This is a genomic window from Bacillus sp. PK6-025, from assembly GCF_056530265.1.
Genome location: NZ_CP096509.1, coordinates 3,898,945 through 3,918,700, shown reverse-complemented (window position 1 = coordinate 3,918,700; position 19,756 = coordinate 3,898,945). Strand labels below are relative to the sequence as shown.

Annotated in this window: 18 protein-coding genes and 2 pseudogenes; 15 read left to right on the top strand and 5 right to left on the bottom strand. The window is 48.3% G+C overall.

The window, feature by feature from the left end:
• Positions 1-7: 7 nt before the first annotated feature.
• Entirely contained in the window at positions 8-2,359 is a 2,352-nt protein-coding gene (locus M1D67_RS20090) for an FdhF/YdeP family oxidoreductase (RefSeq protein ID WP_479831475.1), read from the bottom strand.
• A gap of 33 nt (positions 2,360-2,392) precedes the next feature.
• Positions 2,393-3,655 (bottom strand): L-lactate MFS transporter, encoded by a 1,263-nt coding sequence (locus tag M1D67_RS20085; protein WP_479831474.1) that lies wholly within the window; start codon positions 3,653-3,655, stop codon positions 2,393-2,395.
• A 266-nt stretch (positions 3,656-3,921) separates the two neighbouring features.
• Between M1D67_RS20085 and fdhD the strand changes: the two genes are divergently transcribed.
• The 3 genes from fdhD to M1D67_RS20070 all read left to right on the top strand — a co-directional run bounded on the left by fdhD (position 3,922) and on the right by M1D67_RS20070 (position 6,385).
• Positions 3,922-4,713 (top strand): formate dehydrogenase accessory sulfurtransferase FdhD, encoded by a 792-nt coding sequence (fdhD, locus tag M1D67_RS20080; protein WP_103749408.1) that lies wholly within the window; start codon positions 3,922-3,924, stop codon positions 4,711-4,713.
• A gap of 14 nt (positions 4,714-4,727) precedes the next feature.
• Positions 4,728-5,753: a GTP 3',8-cyclase MoaA gene (moaA, locus tag M1D67_RS20075; RefSeq protein WP_048350588.1), complete on the top strand. Its 1,026-nt coding sequence runs from the start codon at positions 4,728-4,730 to the stop codon at positions 5,751-5,753.
• A 152-nt stretch (positions 5,754-5,905) separates the two neighbouring features.
• Positions 5,906-6,385, top strand: coding sequence for a hypothetical protein (locus tag M1D67_RS20070; protein ID WP_023857096.1), 480 nt, complete (start codon positions 5,906-5,908; stop codon positions 6,383-6,385).
• 38 nt (positions 6,386-6,423) lie between these two features.
• On the opposite strand, the gene M1D67_RS20065 is transcribed toward M1D67_RS20070, so the two are convergent.
• Positions 6,424-6,807, bottom strand: a complete 384-nt coding sequence (locus M1D67_RS20065) for a GRAM domain-containing protein (protein WP_229129223.1) — start codon at positions 6,805-6,807, stop codon at positions 6,424-6,426.
• A gap of 175 nt (positions 6,808-6,982) precedes the next feature.
• Here M1D67_RS20065 and M1D67_RS20060 point away from each other — a divergent pair, with 175 nt between their 5' ends.
• Both M1D67_RS20060 and M1D67_RS20055 read left to right on the top strand, forming a co-directional pair.
• The gene (locus M1D67_RS20060) at positions 6,983-7,384 is read left to right on the top strand and encodes an Rrf2 family transcriptional regulator (protein WP_020453242.1); all 402 of its coding nucleotides are present in this window, start codon (positions 6,983-6,985) and stop codon (positions 7,382-7,384) included.
• A gap of 69 nt (positions 7,385-7,453) precedes the next feature.
• Positions 7,454-7,623: pseudogene (locus M1D67_RS20055) on the top strand (SOS response-associated peptidase family protein); the annotation flags it as partial.
• Positions 7,624-7,696: 73 nt separating this feature from the next.
• Here M1D67_RS20055 and M1D67_RS20050 read toward each other — a convergent pair.
• Positions 7,697-8,209 (bottom strand): GNAT family N-acetyltransferase, encoded by a 513-nt coding sequence (locus M1D67_RS20050; RefSeq protein ID WP_025810650.1) that lies wholly within the window; start codon positions 8,207-8,209, stop codon positions 7,697-7,699.
• 193 nt (positions 8,210-8,402) lie between these two features.
• Between M1D67_RS20050 and M1D67_RS20045 the strand changes: the two are divergent.
• Positions 8,403-8,606, top strand: a pseudogene (locus M1D67_RS20045) (NAD(P)-dependent oxidoreductase); the annotation flags it as partial.
• A 45-nt stretch (positions 8,607-8,651) separates the two neighbouring features.
• On the opposite strand, the gene M1D67_RS20040 reads toward M1D67_RS20045, so the two are convergent.
• On the bottom strand, positions 8,652-9,038 hold the full coding sequence (locus M1D67_RS20040) for a DUF5362 family protein (RefSeq protein WP_231005659.1): 387 nt from the start codon (positions 9,036-9,038) through the stop codon (positions 8,652-8,654).
• 332 nt (positions 9,039-9,370) lie between these two features.
• Here M1D67_RS20040 and btr point away from each other — a divergent pair, with 332 nt between their 5' ends.
• The 9 genes from btr to M1D67_RS19995 all read left to right on the top strand — a co-directional run bounded on the left by btr (position 9,371) and on the right by M1D67_RS19995 (position 19,748).
• Positions 9,371-10,966 (top strand): bacillibactin transport transcriptional regulator Btr, encoded by a 1,596-nt coding sequence (gene btr, locus M1D67_RS20035; protein WP_479831473.1) that lies wholly within the window; start codon positions 9,371-9,373, stop codon positions 10,964-10,966.
• 91 nt (positions 10,967-11,057) lie between these two features.
• On the top strand, positions 11,058-12,014 hold the full coding sequence (locus tag M1D67_RS20030; RefSeq protein WP_096748368.1) for an iron-hydroxamate ABC transporter substrate-binding protein: 957 nt from the start codon (positions 11,058-11,060) through the stop codon (positions 12,012-12,014).
• 17 nt (positions 12,015-12,031) lie between these two features.
• Positions 12,032-13,036, top strand: coding sequence for a FecCD family ABC transporter permease (locus M1D67_RS20025; RefSeq protein WP_020453237.1), 1,005 nt, complete (start codon positions 12,032-12,034; stop codon positions 13,034-13,036).
• Positions 13,029-14,048, top strand: coding sequence for a FecCD family ABC transporter permease (locus M1D67_RS20020; RefSeq protein WP_023857102.1), 1,020 nt, complete (start codon positions 13,029-13,031; stop codon positions 14,046-14,048). The genes M1D67_RS20025 and M1D67_RS20020 overlap by 8 nt, the downstream gene beginning before the upstream one ends.
• Positions 14,049-14,088: 40 nt before the next feature.
• Positions 14,089-14,943, top strand: a complete 855-nt coding sequence (locus M1D67_RS20015; protein WP_479831472.1) for an alpha/beta hydrolase — start codon at positions 14,089-14,091, stop codon at positions 14,941-14,943.
• Positions 14,944-15,164: 221 nt separating this feature from the next.
• On the top strand, positions 15,165-15,944 hold the full coding sequence (locus M1D67_RS20010; RefSeq protein WP_035400343.1) for a 2,3-dihydro-2,3-dihydroxybenzoate dehydrogenase: 780 nt from the start codon (positions 15,165-15,167) through the stop codon (positions 15,942-15,944).
• A gap of 24 nt (positions 15,945-15,968) precedes the next feature.
• A complete protein-coding gene (gene dhbC, locus M1D67_RS20005) occupies positions 15,969-17,159 on the top strand; it encodes an isochorismate synthase DhbC (RefSeq protein ID WP_479831471.1) in 1,191 nt (396 codons plus the stop codon).
• A gap of 14 nt (positions 17,160-17,173) precedes the next feature.
• Positions 17,174-18,796 carry a (2,3-dihydroxybenzoyl)adenylate synthase gene (locus M1D67_RS20000; protein ID WP_023857105.1) on the top strand — a complete coding sequence of 541 codons (1,623 nt, stop codon included), beginning with the start codon at positions 17,174-17,176 and terminating at the stop codon, positions 18,794-18,796.
• A gap of 25 nt (positions 18,797-18,821) precedes the next feature.
• Complete coding sequence (locus tag M1D67_RS19995) at positions 18,822-19,748, top strand: isochorismatase family protein (RefSeq protein ID WP_023857106.1); 927 nt, start codon at positions 18,822-18,824, stop codon at positions 19,746-19,748.
• The last annotated feature ends 8 nt before the right edge of the window (positions 19,749-19,756 follow it).

Sequence of the window (19,756 nt, the reverse complement as noted above, 5' to 3'; positions counted from 1 at the left end):
TGTTAAGCTAATCTGTCGACATTTCGAGTTCTTCGATTCGTTTTTCTGCATAGCGCGGATCTTTTCTTGAATGGAAAATCTCCGCCTTTTCAATCATGACCGCCGTGTTGTATTCCGGAATACGGGCATGGTTTTCGTATACGCCTTTAGGGATCAGGACATTTCCTTCCGGCCAGTAGACCGCCGTGTTTCCGCGTTGTACGGTGGCATATTTTGCCAGGCCTTGGAAAGTTCCGTAGCGGTTGAATAGAACGATCGCTTCTCCATCTTGAATATAAAGCTCCTCGGCATCTTTTGGATTGATCATGACATCCCGGCGATCTGCCGCGTTGAAAGGATCTTTTTCACTATAAATCATCGAGTTGAACTGTTTTCCCCTCCTTGTCGTCACGAGGAAGCGTCCTTCAGTTTGTCTGTTTTCAGGAAGATCGACGGGGATCAGGTTACCCTTACCGTCTGCCGTCGGACACATCCCGCCTTCACAAAGCCAGGCGCCGCCCCATTGAAAGACATCTCCGCGTTTTTTTAAATGCTGAATCCCGTCATAATTCCGGTTGGCAGCAGCGATTTCTTCACGGATTTCTGCAGCGTCGTCAAAATGGATCAGTTCTTTGTCTGCGGGCCGAACCCGTTTGGCAAGATCCATATAAATTTCCCATTCAGAACGGGCTTCTCCGATGCGCGGTCCTTTAATTTCAGGGCTGAAATAGACCATCCGTTCCGTACTGGTCGAGGTTCCTCCGCCAGGCTGTTCATATCTTGTCATTGCGGGGAGAATGATAACTTCTTCTTTGGCATCGACAAGGGTGGAAGTATTGAAGATGATGTCCTGATGGACTCTCATCTCAACTTCCTGTAATGCTTTTTTGATAAAATCGGGGTTCGGCATCGTTTCCAAAAAGTTGCCTCCGCTCGTATAAAACACTTTTACTTTTCTTTCGCTTTCGTTCGGCAGCAGCATGTTTTCGATTGTCTGGCCGATCGTATCGCCTTGCCAAGTCGGTATTCGAAAGCCCCAAATCTTCTCGATCCGTGCGGTAGTTTCTTCGTCAAAATCACCGCCTGGCAGGACGAAAGGATCGGCACCCATTTCTCCAGAACCCTGCACACCGCTGTGCCCTCTGATCGGCATAAGGCCGCAATGCTTTCTGCCGATGAATCCTTGTAAAAGGGCGAGATTTGCCACCTGTGAAATGTTGTCGGTCGCAAAACGGTGCTGTGTGAGTCCCATGCTCCAAATGAAAACGCCGGTTTTCGCCCGGGCCAGCAAGATGGCGAATTCTTTCATTCTATCTTTCGATATGCCGGATGACTCTTCAAGCGTCTTCCAATTTTGTTTTTCGATATGCTGTTTAAGCTCATTGAATCCGTTTGTGTGTGCTTCGATAAAAGCGCGGTCAATGCTTGAACCGGGGGCCTCCCGTTCCATTTCAAACCAGTGCTTCATTACCCCGTTCATAAAGGCAATGTCGCCGCCGATATTGACTTGGTATACGTCATCAGTGATTTTGGTGCCGAAAAAGGCGCTCTCAGCTATCGATGGAATCCAATATTTCTCCATCGAAGGTTCCAGGTACGGGTTGATCATAATGATTTTTGTTCCCGCTTTTTTGGCGGCATACATGTATTTTGTTGACACCGGCTGGTTATTGGCGGCGACAGATCCCCAGAAGACGAGGACATCCGTCCCGATCCAGTCTCGGTAGCTGCAGCTTGAGGCGCCGATGCCAAGGGACCTTTTTAAAGCCGTTTTGCTTGGCGAGTGGCAGATCCGCGAGGCGTTGTCAATGTTGTTTGTGCCGATAAACCGAGCCGCTTTTGCGGCTGTATAGTATACCTCATTCGTAATACCCCTGGCCGTTAAATAAAAGGCGAGCTGTCGTTTATCAATCGATTTGATTTTGTCCGCGATTCGGCTGAGTGCTTCGTCCCATGAAATTCTCGAAAACGACCGTTCTCCTTTTTTTCTCGACAGCGGATAAGGGATACGTCCGAGCTTTCTCAGCTCGGTGCTATCCAGCTTTCTCAGCTGTTCAATGTCGGCGGACAGCCATTTGTCCTCGATCGCAGGCATCGTATTTAAGCGGAGGACGTTCAGCCGCGTCGTGCATAGATGAGGCCCTGTGAGCGTCTGATCACGGAGCCCGGATACACCGAGCGCACAGCCGTCGCACACGCCTTGCGTCAAAATTCTGTAGGCGTACGAAAGGTTGTCTTTATTGTCCCACGCCGTTTTCATCGTATCTCTGATATGCTTTGGCTTTACCTTTCCGAGTCCCAGCGGCGCCCAAGACGCCCACAGTTTTGGCGCGGGTTTTTTATTCAGCTTCATCGGACCTTCATGCTTTGTTTTTCCCATTCCATTCTCTCCTTTCCAGCGGATACTGCCAGATCATCCTTTTATCGAGTTTGAGACATGAACCGCCGCTTTTTTTCGCAACTGTTTAATGTCGGTTCTAATGAAGATCGAAATGAACAGGCCGATGGCGAACAGTGCTGCGAAAACCGTCAGGCTCTGGCTGTAGCTTCCTGTTGCATCACGCACCCAAGAAGAGAACATCGGGCCCGCAAGTCCTGCCGCCGCCCATGCCGTTAAAATGTATCCGTGAATTGCACCGAGCTGCTTTGTTCCGAACAAATCCCCGATATAAGCCGGAATTGCGGCAAACCCGCCTCCATAGCACGTATAGATCAATGCCATCAAAACAGAGAATACGGCCTTGTCAGAAATAAACGGCAAAAGCGGAAAGGCGATCAGCTGTACAGCGAAAAAGACGGTATACGTATTCGGCCGGCCGATGTAATCAGATGCTGAGGCCCAGCCGATCCGCCCTAAGCCGTTAAATGCGCCCAAAACGCCGACGAGAGCGGCAGCAGCGGCGGCGGACATGCCCGCACTTTCCTGCGCCAGCGGCGAAGCGATGGATATGATGGCGATTCCGCACGTAACATTAATAAAAAGCATCAGCCATAAATAATAAAAGCGTTTCGTTTTAATGGCTTCATTTGCCGTCAGCTGGGAAATATCGGCGCTTTGCGTCTTTCCGTTTTTTTCGGTTGAAAATCCTTCAGGCTTCCAGCCGTCTTCCGGCGGAGCGAGGTAAAGCGAAGACAGCATCATCACAAAAAAGTAGCAAATGCCGAGAATAAAAAAGGTATTGGCTATACCGACCGCTGAGATCAGCTTCTGCATGATCGGGCTGCTGATCAAGGCCGCAAATCCGAATCCCATAATGGCTAGCCCAGTAGCCAAGCCGCGGCGGTCAGGAAACCATTTAACAAGCGAAGATACGGGCGTAATATAGCCGACGCCGAGTCCGATTCCTCCGAAGACGCCGTAAAACAAATAAAGCAGGGGAAGGGAGCCGATCTGAACGGCGAAGCCTGAAAACGTCACGCCAGCTCCGAAGAAAAGAGCGGCGAGCATGCCTGCTTTTTTAGGGCCGTGCTTTTCGACGAAGTGCCCCAAAAATGCGGCTGAAAGACCGAGAAATAAAATAGCGATGCTGAACGTCAGGCTGATCTGGCTGAGGCTCCAGCCGAAGGTTTCAGCGAGCGGGTTTGTAAAGACGCTCCATGCGTATACAGACCCGATAGACAAATGAATACCTACAGCACATAAAGCAATGAGCCACCTGTTTTTCACTTTTTTCATGCGAGAACCTCCTGTGGAAAAGAAAGGCTTGTCATAAAGACAGAAGGCTGCCGGGGAGCGATTGTTTGAAAGCGGTTTCCGGGGTTGCTGCGAAGAAAGGCAGTCTGTTTGAAAAGTGTATATTTTTTGAACTTTTAAAAAATAATATCATGTTTTCAAGCTATCAACAAGATGAAGCTTCCAAATTTGACCTGACGGTTGTGAAACGGCATGATAGACGAGTATAGTAATAGATATGATAAGAAACAAAGGGGCGGGGTTTATTCATGGGGAAAAACATCACAACAAGCCGAAACATTTTCCGTTATGATAATGGAGAGATGACACAGCAAGAAGATCAGATGGCAACGGAATTCCCCCTGACTGTCATGGTGAACGGTGAGGAATTTGTCACGCTTGTTTGTTCGCCGGACAGCCTGGAAGAACTGGTGATCGGATTTCTCGCGTCTGAAGGTGTGATCCGATTTAAAAATGAGATTAAAAGGTTTACAATAGATGAAAGTCTCGGATTCGCATATGTCGACCTTGTCAGCTCAAAAAAGCTGGTACTGAAGGATTACACGAAGCGGGTGATCGGCTCCTGCTGCGGAAAAGGGCGGCATTTTTATTTCCAGCAGGACGTCAAAACCGCAAAAACGGCGATTGACGGCGTGACCATTACGCCTGAGAACTGTTTGGCGCTGATGCGCGACATGCAGAAAAACAGCAAGCTTTTTCGCCATACGGGGGGCGTTCATAATGCCGCTTTGTGCAGCACTGACAAGCTGATTGCAGTCAGATCTGATATCGGAAGACATAATGCGCTTGATAAATTGTACGGATATTGTCTGCTTCACCAGGTCCCTGTGCGCGACAAGCTGATCGTGTTCAGCGGCAGAATTTCTTCGGAAGTGCTGCTTAAAGCCGCAAAAATCGGGGTTTCCGCGGTCATTTCCAAGTCGGCGCCGACCGAGCTGGCCATTCAAATGGCAGAGGAGCTGAATATCATGACGATTGGTTTTGCCAGGAACCGGTCATTTAATGTATATACGCATCACGAGCGAATTCAGTTAACATAAAGGAGGCAACAGGCGTGAACAACAACAGTGAACAAGTTTTGGATCAGAAAAGCCGGCCGCTTCGGGATTTAAGAATTTCTGTCACCGACCGCTGCAACTTAAGATGTACGTATTGCATGCCTGCCGAAATCTTTGGACAGGATTATCCGTTTTTGCCAAAAGGCGAACTGTTGTCCTTTGAAGAGCTTGAACGATTGGCCAAGCTGTTTGTTCATCAGTTCGGGGTGGAAAAAATCCGCCTCACCGGCGGCGAGCCGTTGATGAGAAAAGATATGCCGGAATTAGTCGGGAAGCTTGCGGAGATCAAAGGGATTCGCGATATTGCGATGACGACGAACGGCGTTCTGCTGCCGGTTTACGCTGACAAGCTGAAAAAAGCGGGGCTGAAACGGGTCACGGTCAGCCTGGATTCCCTGGATGACGAACGTTTCAAAGCGATCAACGGCAGAGGCGTCTCCGTCAGCAAGGTGCTGGCCGGAATTGAAGCGGCGAAAGAGGCCGGACTCGGCGTCAAGATCAACATGGTCGTCCAAAAAGGGGTCAATGAAAAGGATATTTTGCCGATGGCCCGCTATTTTAAAGAAAAAGGCCATATCTTGCGGTTTATTGAGTTTATGGATGTCGGGAACACAAATGAATGGAACCGTCAGTCAGTGGTGACAAAAGCGGATATCATCCGGATCATCAATGAAGACATGCCGGTTGAACAGATCGACCCGAACTACAAAGGAGAAGTCGCCAAACGGTACGGATATCTGGACGGTTCAGGAGAAATCGGTTTTATCTCTTCTGTATCCGATGCTTTTTGCAGCACGTGCAACAGAGCAAGACTATCGGCGAAAGGCGAGCTTTTCACATGTCTTTTCGCATCGAGCGGGTTTGATTTAAGAACTCTGATCAGAAGCGGGCAGACCGATCAGGAGCTGGTAAAGGCGATCGGCACCGTCTGGCGGAATCGCGATGACCAATATTCGCTCGACCGCGCTCTTTCAAAAGCGGCTCCGCGGAAAAAGGTTGAAATGTCCTATATAGGAGGATAATTGACCGCCTTGGAGAGAGCCGTCCATTGAAAAGATGGGCGGTTTTTTTTATGCTTCGGAGGCCGGCTTGATTTGCATATTGACAGGTTTGATACGGGGGGAAAAGCGGAAATTCTTTAAAAAACATGGGCTGAAACAGAAAGGATGATTGAATGTTCGGACTGCAGGATATTGTCAAATTCTTCTGGTCGTTCTTGATCGTTTTTCCCGCCGTGTCGGTGCTTCATGTCTTGGGCCACAGCGTCATGGCGGTGTTGTTCGGCGGGAAATCTTCGCTTGAAATCGGGATGGGCAAAAAATTGCTGAAAATCGGCCCTGTGCAAATCAGAAGTGTTTACTTCATGGATTCCTTCTGCAAATACGGAGATCTGAAATACGATAACCGTTTTACGAATGCGATGATTTATGCCGGCGGATCGCTGTTTAATTTAGCGTCTATTTTTATTGTCAATCTGCTGATTATCAAAGACATCATACCCGAAAATATTTTTTTCTACCAGTTTGTTTATTTTTCAACCTATTATGTATTTTTTGCTCTGATTCCCGTGAGATATTCCGAAAATCATCTTTCTGATGGAATGGCAATTTATAAAGTGCTGAGATATGGGGAGAAGTACGAGATTAATAATTGAGTATGCCGGCTGCGGGCACAACCCGAAGCCGGCGTTTTTCAGACATGCATGATGTCTTCAGGCAGTTTCCTTAGCTTTCGAACGGATTCGATGAATGTTTCCAAAGGATCACAGCCGCTAAAATATTGAAATGCTTCCCGATCCCCGTTGTTCATCACGACGAGGTGATCGCCTCCTGTTATCAGCCCTTTTTCGCGGCGGAACGAGGAGATGGTATCAAAGCGGATGTCAAGGTGAAAAGGGGCGCCAAACAGAGAAGAATAAAACATGAGCCGCCTGTCAGTGGCCGCAAGCACGCCTCTGTAAGGAGTGTAACGTGCAGACAGTCTCGCGTTATAAGCGCAAAGAATAATAGATCTGATCTCTTCATTCGGCTCAAGCCGGACATCCAAAGCTGCTTTTCCTTCTGCTATCTCTTTCATTGAAAAACACTCCTTTCATCAATCAATACGAAAGATCCTATGAAAAAGTTCCAAAGTGAGACATGAAGGTGGTTTGAAAAAAATTTTATTTATTCTTACGATTATTAAGGATATGATAATAGTTGACAAAAAACTTATCCTGTAACTATAATAATTACATCGGTGGTGAAAACTTATGGTGAACACCCGTCTTTCAGTGGCCATTCATATTTTGTCTTTAATCGCTGCAAACCCGCGGGAATCTTCGGAAATGATCGCCGGGAGCGTCAATACGAACCCGGTTGTGATCAGACGCATGATCAGCCAGCTCAAAAAAGGCGGTATTCTGACGTCGCGGCCGGGAGTGGCCGGGGCAACCCTGAAAAGAGATCCTGAAGATATATCTCTGCTGGATATTTACCGCGCGGTTCAGCCGCAAGAGGAATTGTTTGCGATTCATGACAAGCCGAATCCAAACTGTCCGGTTGGAAGACAAATTCAAACAACGCTTGACCAAACGTTTCACAGCGTTCAGCAGGCGATGGAGAACGAATTGGCCAGCAAGTCTCTTAAAGACGTCTTAACTCATCTCTTTTAAATAAGAGATGATGTTTCATCATCAACATGTAACTTATTTTGTTACAAATAAGGAAATATTATTGATGACACATCCACAATCATCACAACACAGCCTTATGAGGCCTATGGTGGACATTCATGATCGTATGCCGGTTATCCTTACTGATGAGAATGAAAAGGGAGGGCTCACCTAAAACTGCATATCTACAAAGCTTGCTGCAGCCATATGATGTTGATGTAGGGAAGCATATCGCTTAATATATCACCTTCGCTTAGCTACTATGTTCTAAGTAGTCGGTGATATTTTGTTGTATCGCCAATTCAACATCGTTCAATTCCACTCTTCCTTTAAAATAGCGTAATAATATTCATCCCACCATTCATTGTCTTTGGGAATACATTTTTTAAAGAAGCCTTCTCTTCTCATTCCAATCTTCTCCATCACTCGGTATGATGGAATATTCTCAGGTTGACACGTAGCTATAATCCTATGTAAGTTCATTTCTTTAAATCCATATTTCAAGATAGCTTCTGCTGCTTCAGAAGCATACCCTTTATTTTGATATTTACGATTAAACACCCACCCGATCTCATATGTATGTTCACCAAAATACTTATGAAAAACAATATGGCCTATAAGTAAATCTTCATCCATTAGTATGACAGGGAATTTTTCAGCGTTATTCCCTTTGTTTTTATTTACAAATGCCTTTGCATCTTCTTCAGTAAAAACGCCTTCCGGTATATACTTCATCACATTAATATCTGATGTATACTCATATACAGCTTGCCAATCTTTAAATTCAAATTCACGTATCAATAACCTTTCTGTTGTGATATGCATGAAACGAACCTCCCATCACTCTTTATTTCGATATTAAGACAACAATGACCTCTTTAAAGACGATCCTTATTCAACAATCTGGCACAAAGCAAGTAGCTCAGCCTGTATCTTCATGCAGACTTTTATATATGCTTTTGATTGATCTCATCATCATCCTTGTTCTTATGTACTAATCGTTTAACTTTCCGATGTTTTTTCGTTCATCTGCCCGGCGGCAATTTTCGACCTGGAAGGAAAGCGAACAGGTTCATATCAAAAAGGTCAGGAAAACTTAATCGTAAACGCCGCCGGAGAAAGCTACATCAGCTATGCAGACTATTCCATTGCAGTGGTGGACGAGGCTGAAAAAGGCGAGCATATCAATGAGCGTTTCACTGTTGTCGGTGAAGCCGAATAATAAAAGCCTGTCTCGGGATCAATTCCCGAGACAGGCTTTTGATTTTCATTCATAATAATAAGGATCATATCCGCTGTGTAAATCGGTAAGAATACCTAAAAAGATCAGGAAGAAAAAGACGACTATGCATAAAATAAAGATCACAATAATGGATAGTAAGAAGAAAAATTGCCATTTCATAAACTTCACATAGTTATCAAGCAAGGCTTCATGCGGTTCTTGCGGCATGTCATCACTCATTTTCTGAGCGGCGTTTGCCGATTTTATAAGGTAGATCCCCGAAAAAATCATCAGCACACCTGGAGCGGCTCCGATGATAAGCAAAGAAATTCCGAAGAAGGCATAGATGCCTCCGCCGATAATCATAAAAACGCCGGTTATTTTCCCCCATTTTGCAATCGCATCAAGCGATTTTTTCATGCTGGATGTCATTTCCAAAATAAGAAGTCACGCCTTCCCTTTAAATATAGTCATTTCTCTATAGTTATACACCAGGCAAAAAGATATTGAAATGATAAGTATTGATTTTTTATTATATTTTAAAGTGCACATTGGGCAGATGACCGCACTGACAACATTATTCCCCAATAAAAGCGACTGTGTTATAGTAAATCGTAAGAAGCATATTGCTATAAGTGATGTGAAATGCACCTTGCAAACTGGTATTTTGTGCCGGACCAGAACCCCGCAACCAATTTACCATATTGTTTTAGGGGCATTTTTATTTTTGTGATATTACTGGTGTTAAGAAAGGCGGTTTTTCTATGAAATCTTCTTATTTCTATCGTCTCTTGCAAGTCGATCATATAAGAAAGCCCGGCGATCTTCCGGATGAACAGCAGCTGGCAGACTCTTTTGTTTTGATCTTTCACTTGAAGGGTGAAGGGAGAATTGATATACAGGCATCAGGCAGTCCGCTCCAAAAAGAAACGCTGTATATTGTTCCGCCTTATGAAACATTCGGAATCACAGCTTCGTCAGCTGAAATCAGCGGGTATCTCATCAGGCTGCAGCCCTACAGCTATGAGGACCGCCGCCTGACACTTGAAGCAGACACCGATCCTGACGTTTTTTCCGACCTTCAGATGATGAATGTCCATTCTGTCGGAAATCTGGCCTCCCGCCTTCAGGAACTTTCCGCCTTATGGCCGGCATCTTCAGCACTCCAGGAGCTGAAATGCCAAGCAGACCTGCAGCAGCTTTTGTACGATATCTATTCGGCTAAACTGACCCATCCCGAAAACACCGCATCAGCCATAGGAAAAACAAAGGAGTATATTGAAGAGCATTCAGATGCACACCTGACGCTTGATCAACTCGCGCAAATGGCCGGAATCAGCGCGAAGCACTACAGCGAAACGTTCAAAAAGCTGTACGGTCGAAGCGTGACAGAGTTTATCACTGAGACTCGGATGACGAAAGCAAAGCAGCTGATGGCAAAAGCAAGCTACAAGCTGAGGGAAATCTCAAGCCAAATCGGGTATCAGGATGAATTTTATTTCAGCAGGACATTTAAGAAGCATACGGGCTTATCCCCGACCGTTTATATGAAAAAAAGGCGCAGGAAACTGGCGGCCTACGGCCAGAATACGATCGGTCAGCTGATACCGCTGCACCTCATTCCTTACGCAGCTTCTCTGCATCCGAAGTGGACATCGTATTACTATAAACATTACGCGGCAGATATTCCGGTTCATCTGAGCGCTTACCGCTTTCACGAGCCGTGGGAAGAAAACCTGCGGACATTGTCATCGGCTGCCCCTGAGCTCATTATCAGCATGGACAGCGTGTCTTACGAGGAACGGAAACAACTCCAGTCGATCGCCGATGTCTTCTTTTTGCCTTCACAGGAACAATGGAGGAGGCATTTTATGCTGACCGCATCCCATTTGGATGAAGAAGCGGAGGCTCAGAAATGGCTGCTGTCTTACCAGCGTCTCACCGAAACCGCAAAAGAAACGCTTTATCCAATCTGCGGACGCCGAAGTTTTTTGTTTTTGCGCCTGCATAAACACGAGATTTATCTGGCGCATAACCGCTCTGTTCAAGATGTATTTTTCGGCGACCTTGGCTTTGAACCTGCTGTATCGCTGGAAGAACCGATTGACCGGTCCGTCTCCATCGAAACGATTGTGGCATATCAGCCGGATATCATCATGATTTTCATTTTTAAAGAGCCCGAGACGCTGGCATTCTACCGGGAGCTGCAGCAGTCGGCTGCATGGCAGGATTTGAAAGCGGTGCGGCATCACCGGGTGTATCAGGTGAATTCAGATCCTTGGCGGGAATATTCCGCATGCAGCCATGAACGAATCATTCGCCAGGCGGTTCGGCTGCTGTCCGGAAAAAATCCATTTTAATTGCCGGATATAATCCATGGTGTTATCGAAGAGGCAACCCTATAATTTTAATTGATAATAGTTATCAATTAAATCAGGGGGTCTCAGTCAGATGAGAAAACTATCAATCTTATTATTTATTCTCCTTCTCGCGTTTGGCGCAGCGGGATGCGGGAACAGCAAAGAAAAGGCGGGCGGCGATGGCAAGAGCTCAGCATCAGCTGAGAAAAGCATCGAGTACCTCGATCATACATACAAGGTGAAGACCCCGGCCGAACAAATCGTCATTACGGGAAGCGTGGAATCGATGGAAGATGCCAAGCTTCTGGATGTTCACCCGGCCGGTGCCATTTCCTTCTCCGGAAAGTTCCCGGACCTGTTCAAGAGCATTACTGACAAAGCAGCTGCCGTCGGCGAAAAAACAGAACCGAACCTAGAGAAAATTCTTGAGCTTAAACCGGATGTCATCCTGGCTTCAACGAAATTTCCCGATAAAGTGGTGAAAAAACTGGATAACATCGCGACGACGATTCCTGTTTCCCACGTTTCTTCAAATTGGAAAGACAATTTAAAGCTGCTGGCTGAACTGACAGGCAAAGAAGATAAAGCGAAGCAGATTATTTCGGATTATGAAGCAGACCTTAAGGAAGCAAAAACAAAGCTTGAGAAAACGGCCAAAGATACAAAAGCGCTCGTTGTCAGAATTAGACAAGGCAATGTCTTTATCTATCCGGAAGACGTATTCTTTAATTCCACATTATACGGCGAGCTGGGTTTCACAGCTCCAAAAGAAGTCAAGGCGGCAAAAGCCCAGGAGTTAGTTTCTTTAGAAAAACTGAGCGAAATGAATCCGGACTATATGTTTGTTCAATTCTCTGACGATGAGAATGCAGACAAGCCGAATGCGCTAAAAGATCTAGAGAATAATCCAATTTGGAAAAGCATTTCTGCAGTGAAAAATGACCATGTATTTGTCAATGCTGTAGATCCGCTTGCGCAGGGCGGCACGGCATGGAGCAAGGTTGAATTTTTAAAGGCTGCAGCTGAGAAATTGGCGCAGAACAAATAGAAAAGGTTCCTTGAACGATGCATTCAAAGCAAATGACCCGCATCATTATGATTTCTGCTCCGTTTGCCATACTGCTGTCCGTTTTTCTGTCGGTATGTTACGGTGCAAAACAGCTTGAGCCCGAAGTGATTTTTTCAGCGCTGCTGCATTTTGATCCGGGCAACACAGATCATCAAATCATTTGGCATTCCCGCCTTCCGCGCGCTGCCGGCGCTCTTTTAATCGGAGCGGCGCTGGCGGTGTCCGGTGCGCTTATGCAGGGTATCACCCGAAATTATTTAGCTTCTCCGTCGATTATGGGCGTTTCCGACGGATCAGCATTTGTGATCACGCTGCTGATGGTGGTGATTCCGGGTTCGACCTCCCTGGAGATGATGGGCTATTCGTTTATCGGATCAGCCGTTGGCGCCGGCCTCGTCTTCGGCCTCGCCTCGGTGATTCCAAACGGTTTTATGCCGGTTCAGCTTGCCATCATCGGAACGGTCACAAGCATGCTGCTCAGCAGTCTGTCAGCGGCGATGTCGATTTACTTTCAAATTTCCCAGGACGTCAGCTTCTGGTACAGCGCCAGGCTGCATCAATTGAATCCCGAGCTGCTGAAGTATGCTGTGCCGTTTTTTGTGATCGGCATCATTCTGGCGCTCTCTCTCAGCAAAAAAGTGACAGCTTTATCATTGGGAGATGACATTTCCGAAAGCCTTGGTCAGAAAAAGCAGGCCGTCAAATGGACAGCGATGGCAGCGGTTGTCATTCTGACAGGCTGCTCCGTCGCCATGGCGGGAAAAATTGCTTTTGTCGGACTGATTGTACCGCATATTACGCGTTTTCTCGTCGGGGCGGATTACAGCCGGATGATTCCATGCTCCTGCGTTCTCGGCGGCATTTTTTTGACGCTGGCCGATCTTCTCAGCCGGCTGCTCAACTATCCGTTTGAGACACCGATTGAAGTCGTCACTTCGGTGATCGGCGTTCCTTTCTTCCTTTATTTGATCAAAAGAAAAGGAGGGGAGCAGCGTGCCTAAAAAAGTTGCAGTCATCTATGCTGTTTTTATTGTGCTGATTCTCACAATCTGTTATCTCAGCATAACAATAGGATCGTTTGCCGCACATCCGGCTGAGCTGTTATCAACATTGCTTCACATCAATCCGAATGAGCAATACGCCATTCTTCTTTTTGAGCTGCGTCTTCCAAGGATTGTGACGGCAGCACTCGTGGGTCTTGGGCTCGGCATTGCCGGTTCCGTTATCCAGGCGATGACAAGGAACGGACTGGCTGACCCGGGAATCCTGGGGATTAATGCCGGTGCGGGTGCAGCAATCGTCGGCTACATGCTGATCTTTCAAGGCCAGACTGAAACGACAAGCCTGCTCGCTGCAATGGGGATGCCATTCTTCGGCTTGATCGGGGGCATTTTGGCGGCGATATTCATTTTTATGTTTGCCTGGCATGGCGGCAACTTGGATTCGGGCAGAATTATTCTCGTTGGGATCGCGATCAATTCGGGTTTCAGCGCTATTTCGCTGTACCTGTCATTGAAGATGAATCCGAATGACCACGAAATGGCCATGGTTTGGAAAAACGGGAGCATCTGGTCAGCGAATTGGACGTATATTCAAGCGGCACTGCCGTGGCTGCTGCTTCTCATCCCATTCCTGCTGACAAAATCCGGCCTGCTCGATACCATTCGCTTTCATGAAGATACGGTGAAGAGTCTCGGCGTATCCGCCAATGTTGAAAAAGTGGTGCTGCTGACGGCTTGTGTCGGCATCATCAGCGCCTGTGTGGCTATCTCTGGAAGCATGGCATTTGTCGGCCTGATTGCTCCGCACATCTCGCGGAGGCTCGTCGGCGTTCTGCACCGCCACTCATTGCTGTTAAGCGGATTGATCGGGATGTTTCTCGTATTGTGCGCTGATTTTGCCGGAAAGCTGCTGTTCCAGCCGTCCGAAGTGCCGGCGGGTATCATCCTCGCCATTTTCGGTGTGCCTTACTTCTTATTTTTACTGTTTAAACAAAAAAAGACGGTTCATTAGACTGTTTTTAGCTCAATCAAAGAGGGGAAGGGAGAATCACATGGCTCAAGAAAAACTTCAGCAGTCTGTCAATGCTGCTGAATGTATTCCGGTGGCGATACCGGGGACAGAACAGCGGTGCATGCGTTCAACGGATGGGAGCCGCACATACCGGATTTTTATTGCGAAACCATTTGTGGAACCGCCGCCCGCAGGATATCCCGTAATTTATCTGCTTGACGCCAATTCCGTGTTTGGAACAATGGTGGAGGCATTGCGGATGCAGTCGCGTCGTCCCGATAAAACCGGCGTCGTGCCGGCCGTTATCGTCGGCATCGGCTATGAAACCGACGCTCCCTTTGACCGGGGGCGATATTACGATTTTACTCTGCCGGATTCGGGCGCCGAGCTGCCCAGGAGACCCGATGGAGCAGACTGGCCGGAGCCGGGCGGGGCGAAAGCTTTTCTGTCCTTCATCGAACAGCAGTTAAAGCCGGAGATCGAACAGGAATTCACGATTGATGTGAAAAGGCAGGCGATTTTCGGTCATTCCCTTGGCGGACTTTTTGTTCTGCAGACCCTGTTTACAAAACCGGCCCTGTTTCAGACATATATCGCCGGAAGTCCGTCCATCCATTGGCATCCGTCCTTTTTTGATGAAGAGCAAGAGCATGACTTTATTTCGAAGCTGCAGGAAGCGGATGGCGATGTAAAGGTATTGCTCGGGGCGGGAGAGCTTGAAAAGACGCATAAAAGCGGGATGAACGACAATGCAAAAAGGCTGGCCGCCCGCTTGGCCGCCTTGGAAAAGCAGGGGATTCGTGCGGAGTACCATGAATTTAAAGGGGAAGGTCATATATCGGTTCTGCCTGTGTTAATCAGCAGAGCGCTCCAGTTTGCCTTCAAGCCTGTTTGACAGCGGGGCGCTTCCGGCGCCCCGAGCTTTAAGAAAAGATAAGAATGGATAACAGATAATATACCATGAGCATTGATACGGATAAACAATCGAAAACGATTTGACCGTTTGCATTTATTGGTATATTATATTTTTGAACGATAATGATTATCATTATCAATTAAGGATTTAGCTGGCAGTGACTCTTTGAGACTTGGGAGCTGCCGTTTTTAAGAAAGGAAATGATAAGAGTGAAAGGCAAGGTTGCTTTGGTGACTGGGGCTTCGCAAGGAATCGGCAAAGAAGTGGCTCTGTCGCTTGCTGAACGCGGGGTGTTTGTTGCCGCAGCTGATCGAAATCGAAAAGGGCTGCTTGAACTTGAAGCCGAACTTGAACGAAAAGATCTGCAGGGTTCCGGTTTTGCCGCGGATGTGGGCGACAGTGCCGCCGTCGATCAGCTTGTGGCCCATGTTGAACGCGAGATCGGTCCGATAGACATGCTTGTCAATGTAGCCGGCGTGCTCAGAACGGGTCTGATCCATTCATTGAGTGATGAAGATTGGGAAAAGACGTTCAGCGTCAACTCTACCGGGGTTTTTAACGTATCGCGTGCCGTCGCCCGCCGGATGATTCCGCGCAGAACTGGAGCGATCGTGACTGTCGGATCAAATGCGGCGGCAGTGCCGCGTATGCATATGGCCGCCTATGCGGCCTCTAAGGCGGCCGCTTTAATGTTTACGAAATGTCTCGGCCTTGAACTTGCCGAGTACAATATCCGCTGCAATATCGTATCGCCCGGATCAACCGATACGCCGATGCAGCGGTCGCTATGGCAAGGTGAGGAAGCTGCGCAAGGCGTAATTGAAGGATCACTTGAAACATTCAAAACGGGAATCCCGCTCGGAAAATTGGCTTCGCCGGCTGATATTGCAGATGCTGTAGTATTTTTGCTGTCTGACGGGGCTCGTCATATTACGATGCACGATTTGCGCGTCGATGGCGGAGCAACGCTTGGAGCCTGATTCAATCTAAAGGAGGTTTTAATGATGATAGAACGTCATGTCGTGTCAGAAGCGCTTGCCGATCAGCTGTTGAAGGAATATCAGGCCGGAGCTTCATTCTTTTTCTCTTCCCCTGAGCGGACCATTCTGGCGGAAGGTGTTTTGGCTTCTGTTTCTCAAACGGAAGAGCAAAGCCTTGCTCAGCGGGCTGCGGAAGTTCTGAAAAAAGCGAGGGAGAACGGGCAGAAAAATCCGATGGTGGTCGGAGCTGTACCGTTTGACGATACAAAGCCGGCGCAGTTAACCGTGCCGGTCGAAGCGTGGCAGGCGGGGCCGCTGACATGTGAAGAAGACGGTAATGAGGAGCCTGAACCTGCCCTGTACCCCTATGATATCGAGCAGATTCCAAGCCCGGAAGCGTATATGACCGGGGTCAGACGAGGGTTGGCAGGTATAGCAGCAGGAGAATACAGTAAGATCGTCCTTTCCCGGTCTTTGCAGCTGACCTCGCCGATCAAAGACGATATCGGTCAATTGCTGCGAAATCTTGCCCGCCGCAATACAAGCGGGTACAACTTTGCCGTTGACTTAACCGGGCAATCGCCGGAAGCGCCTCGTACCACTTTGATAGGCGCAAGTCCTGAGCTGCTTGTATCACGGTCCGGGTTCCGCGTTACGGCAAATCCTTTAGCAGGTTCAAGACCTCGAAGCGATGATCCTGAAGAAGATCGAAGAAGGGCGGCTGAACTGCTTGCTTCTCCTAAAGACCGTCACGAACATGCGGTCGTAGTCGAAGCGGTTGCTTCCGCGCTCAAGCCGTTTTGCCGAAAGCTGGAGGTGCCGGAACCATCGCTGATCAGCACGCCGACGATGTGGCATCTTTCAACTGAATTGAAGGGAGAGCTTACAGATCTTTCTGTATCTTCATTAGAGCTCGCCGCCGCTCTTCATCCGACGCCCGCTGTTTGCGGCACGCCGACGAATGCGGCGAAAGAAGCGATTAAACAGATTGAGCCGTTTGACCGCGGATTTTTCACAGGTATGGTCGGCTGGTGTGACGCGGACGGTGACGGTGAATGGGTCGTAACGATTCGCTGTGCTGAGGCGGAGGAACACGCGCTGCGGCTGTACGCAGGCGCCGGAATTGTCGCCGGATCGAAGCCTGAAGAAGAACTTGCCGAAACGTCTGCAAAGTTTCGGACGATGCTTCTTGCGATGGGAATGAACAGTGAATAACGGAGGGATAAAGGATGTTGAAAGGGTGCCCAACATGGCCGAAGGAGTTTGCGGATAAATATCGGAAGGAGGGATGCTGGCGAGGCGAAACATTTGGGGGAATGCTGAGGGAACGGGTCGAAAAACATGGCAGCCGCATTGCCCTTACATACGGAGATACCCATTTAAGCTATCAAGAGTTAGACAAGAGAGCCGACTCTTTGGCCGGCGGTCTTTTAAAGCTTGGGATCAAAAAAAATGACCGCGTCGTTGTCCAGCTACCGAATGTCATCGAGTTTTTTGAAGTTTGCTTTGCACTCTTCCGAATCGGAGCTCTGCCTGTCTTTGCGCTTCCATCGCACAGACATAGCGAGATCACGTATTTTTGCGAGTTTTCTGAAGCTGCTGCTTATGTGATTCCCGATCATCACGCAAGGTTTGACTACCGCAAGCTGGCGAGACAGGTAAAGGGAAAGCTGCGGGGGCTTCGTCATGTCATTGTCGCCGGCGAATCGGAGGAGTTTGAAGCGCTGTCGGGCCTTTATGATCAGCCTGCACCTCCGCAGAACGTCCATTCAGAAGATGTCGCTTTTCTTCAGTTGTCAGGGGGAAGCACAGGTCTTTCTAAGCTGATCCCGAGGACGCATGATGATTATATATACAGCTTGAGGGTCAGCGCAGAGATTTGCAGGCTTGATCACAACAGCGTGTATCTTGCCGCTCTTCCAATCGCTCACAATTATCCGCTCAGTTCGCCGGGAGTGCTCGGTACACTCTATGCGGGAGGCCGAGTCGTTCTTGCGTCAGGAGGCAGCCCGGATGAAACCTTTCCTCTGATCGAAAAGGAGAGGGTAACGATCACAGGTCTCGTACCGCCGCTTGCGCTAATCTGGCTTGACGCTGCTCCGGCGCGCCGGGACGACTTGTCAAGTCTCCAGGTCCTTCAAGTCGGCGGAGCGAAATTCAGTGCCGAAGCCGCCAGACGCGTCACATCGGTGTTTGGCTGCAAACTGCAGCAGGTTTATGGCATGGCAGAAGGTCTGGTCAACTATACCAGACTTGATGATCCTGAAGACACGATCGTTCACACACAAGGCAGACCGATGTCTCCGTTTGACGAAATTAAAATTGTGGATAAAGAAGGACGCGAACTTGGACCCGGACAGACCGGGGAGCTTCTGACAAGAGGTCCTTATACGATCCGCGGCTATTACAAAGCTGAGGAACATAATGCCAAAGCGTTCACAGAAGACGGGTTTTACCGTACGGGCGACTTGGTCAAAGTCAATTCATCAGGCTATTTGATTGTTGAAGGACGAGCCAAAGACCAGATCAACAGAGGCGGGGAGAAGGTTGCCGCGGAAGAAGTGGAAAACCACCTGCTCGCACATCCCGCCGTACTCGATGCGGCGGTTGTCTCGATGCCGGATCAATTTCTCGGTGAAAGAACGTGTGCGTATGTTATTCCACGCGGCGCTGCACCTGCTCAGGCTGAATTGCAATCGTTTTTGAGAGAAAGGGGCCTTGCAGCCTACAAAATACCTGACCGGGTGGAAATGGTTGAAGCATTCCCGCAGACAGGCGTAGGAAAAGTCAGCAAAAAAGAACTGCGTACAGCGATTGCTGAAAAAATGTCTGCAGCTAAGAATATCACGTGATAAAAAAATGAGAGGATGTGATTTGATGGCCATTCCTGCCATCTTACCGTACCAAATGCCAGAAGCATCAAATATGCCGAAAAACAAGGTGTCATGGACTCCTCATCCGAAGCGTGCTGCACTTCTCATCCATGATATGCAGCAATATTTTCTCAACGCTTACCGTTGCGGCGAGTCTCCGGTAACAGATCTGCTGGCTAATATTAAGAAGCTTCGGAAGCGATGTGCCGAGCTTGGCATTCCGGTTATTTTCACGGCTCAGCCAGGCGCTCAGACACCGGAAGAACGGGGGCTTCTCCAAGATTTTTGGGGACCCGGAATCGGTCCTGATCCCGATGAGCAGAAGATCGTAGATGAGCTGAAACCGAATAAAGGCGACATCGTTCTGACCAAGTGGAGGTACAATGCGTTCAGAAAAACCAACCTTTTAGGTGTGCTGGAGGAGCAAGGTCGGGATCAGCTCATCATCACCGGCATCTATGCCCATATCGGCTGCTTGATGACGGCATGTGATGCGTTTATGCAAGATATTGAAACGTTTTTTGTCGCCGATGCGGTGGCGGATTTCTCATTAAAGCATCATGAAATGGCTATCACATACGCAGCTGACCGCTGCAGCGTCACAATCACTGCGGAACAGCTTTTGAGCCAGCTGAAAGATGACGCAAGCCATGAACACGCAAAAGAAAGCTCTCATGCACTGACAAAACAGATCATTCGCGAACAGGTCGCATCGCTTCTTCTTGAATCACCGGAAAAGATAAGCGACAGCGAAAATTTGATTTACAGGGGACTTGATTCCGTGAGAATCATGAGTCTCGCGGAGCGCTGGCGCCGAGCGGGGCGGGAGGTGTCATTTGTGGAGCTTGCGGAGGACCCTTCGATTGAAAACTGGTGGAGACTGTTGTCCTCCTCTAAAGAAGCACCCTTGCCGAATGCAGACTATCAATGAAGGAGGTC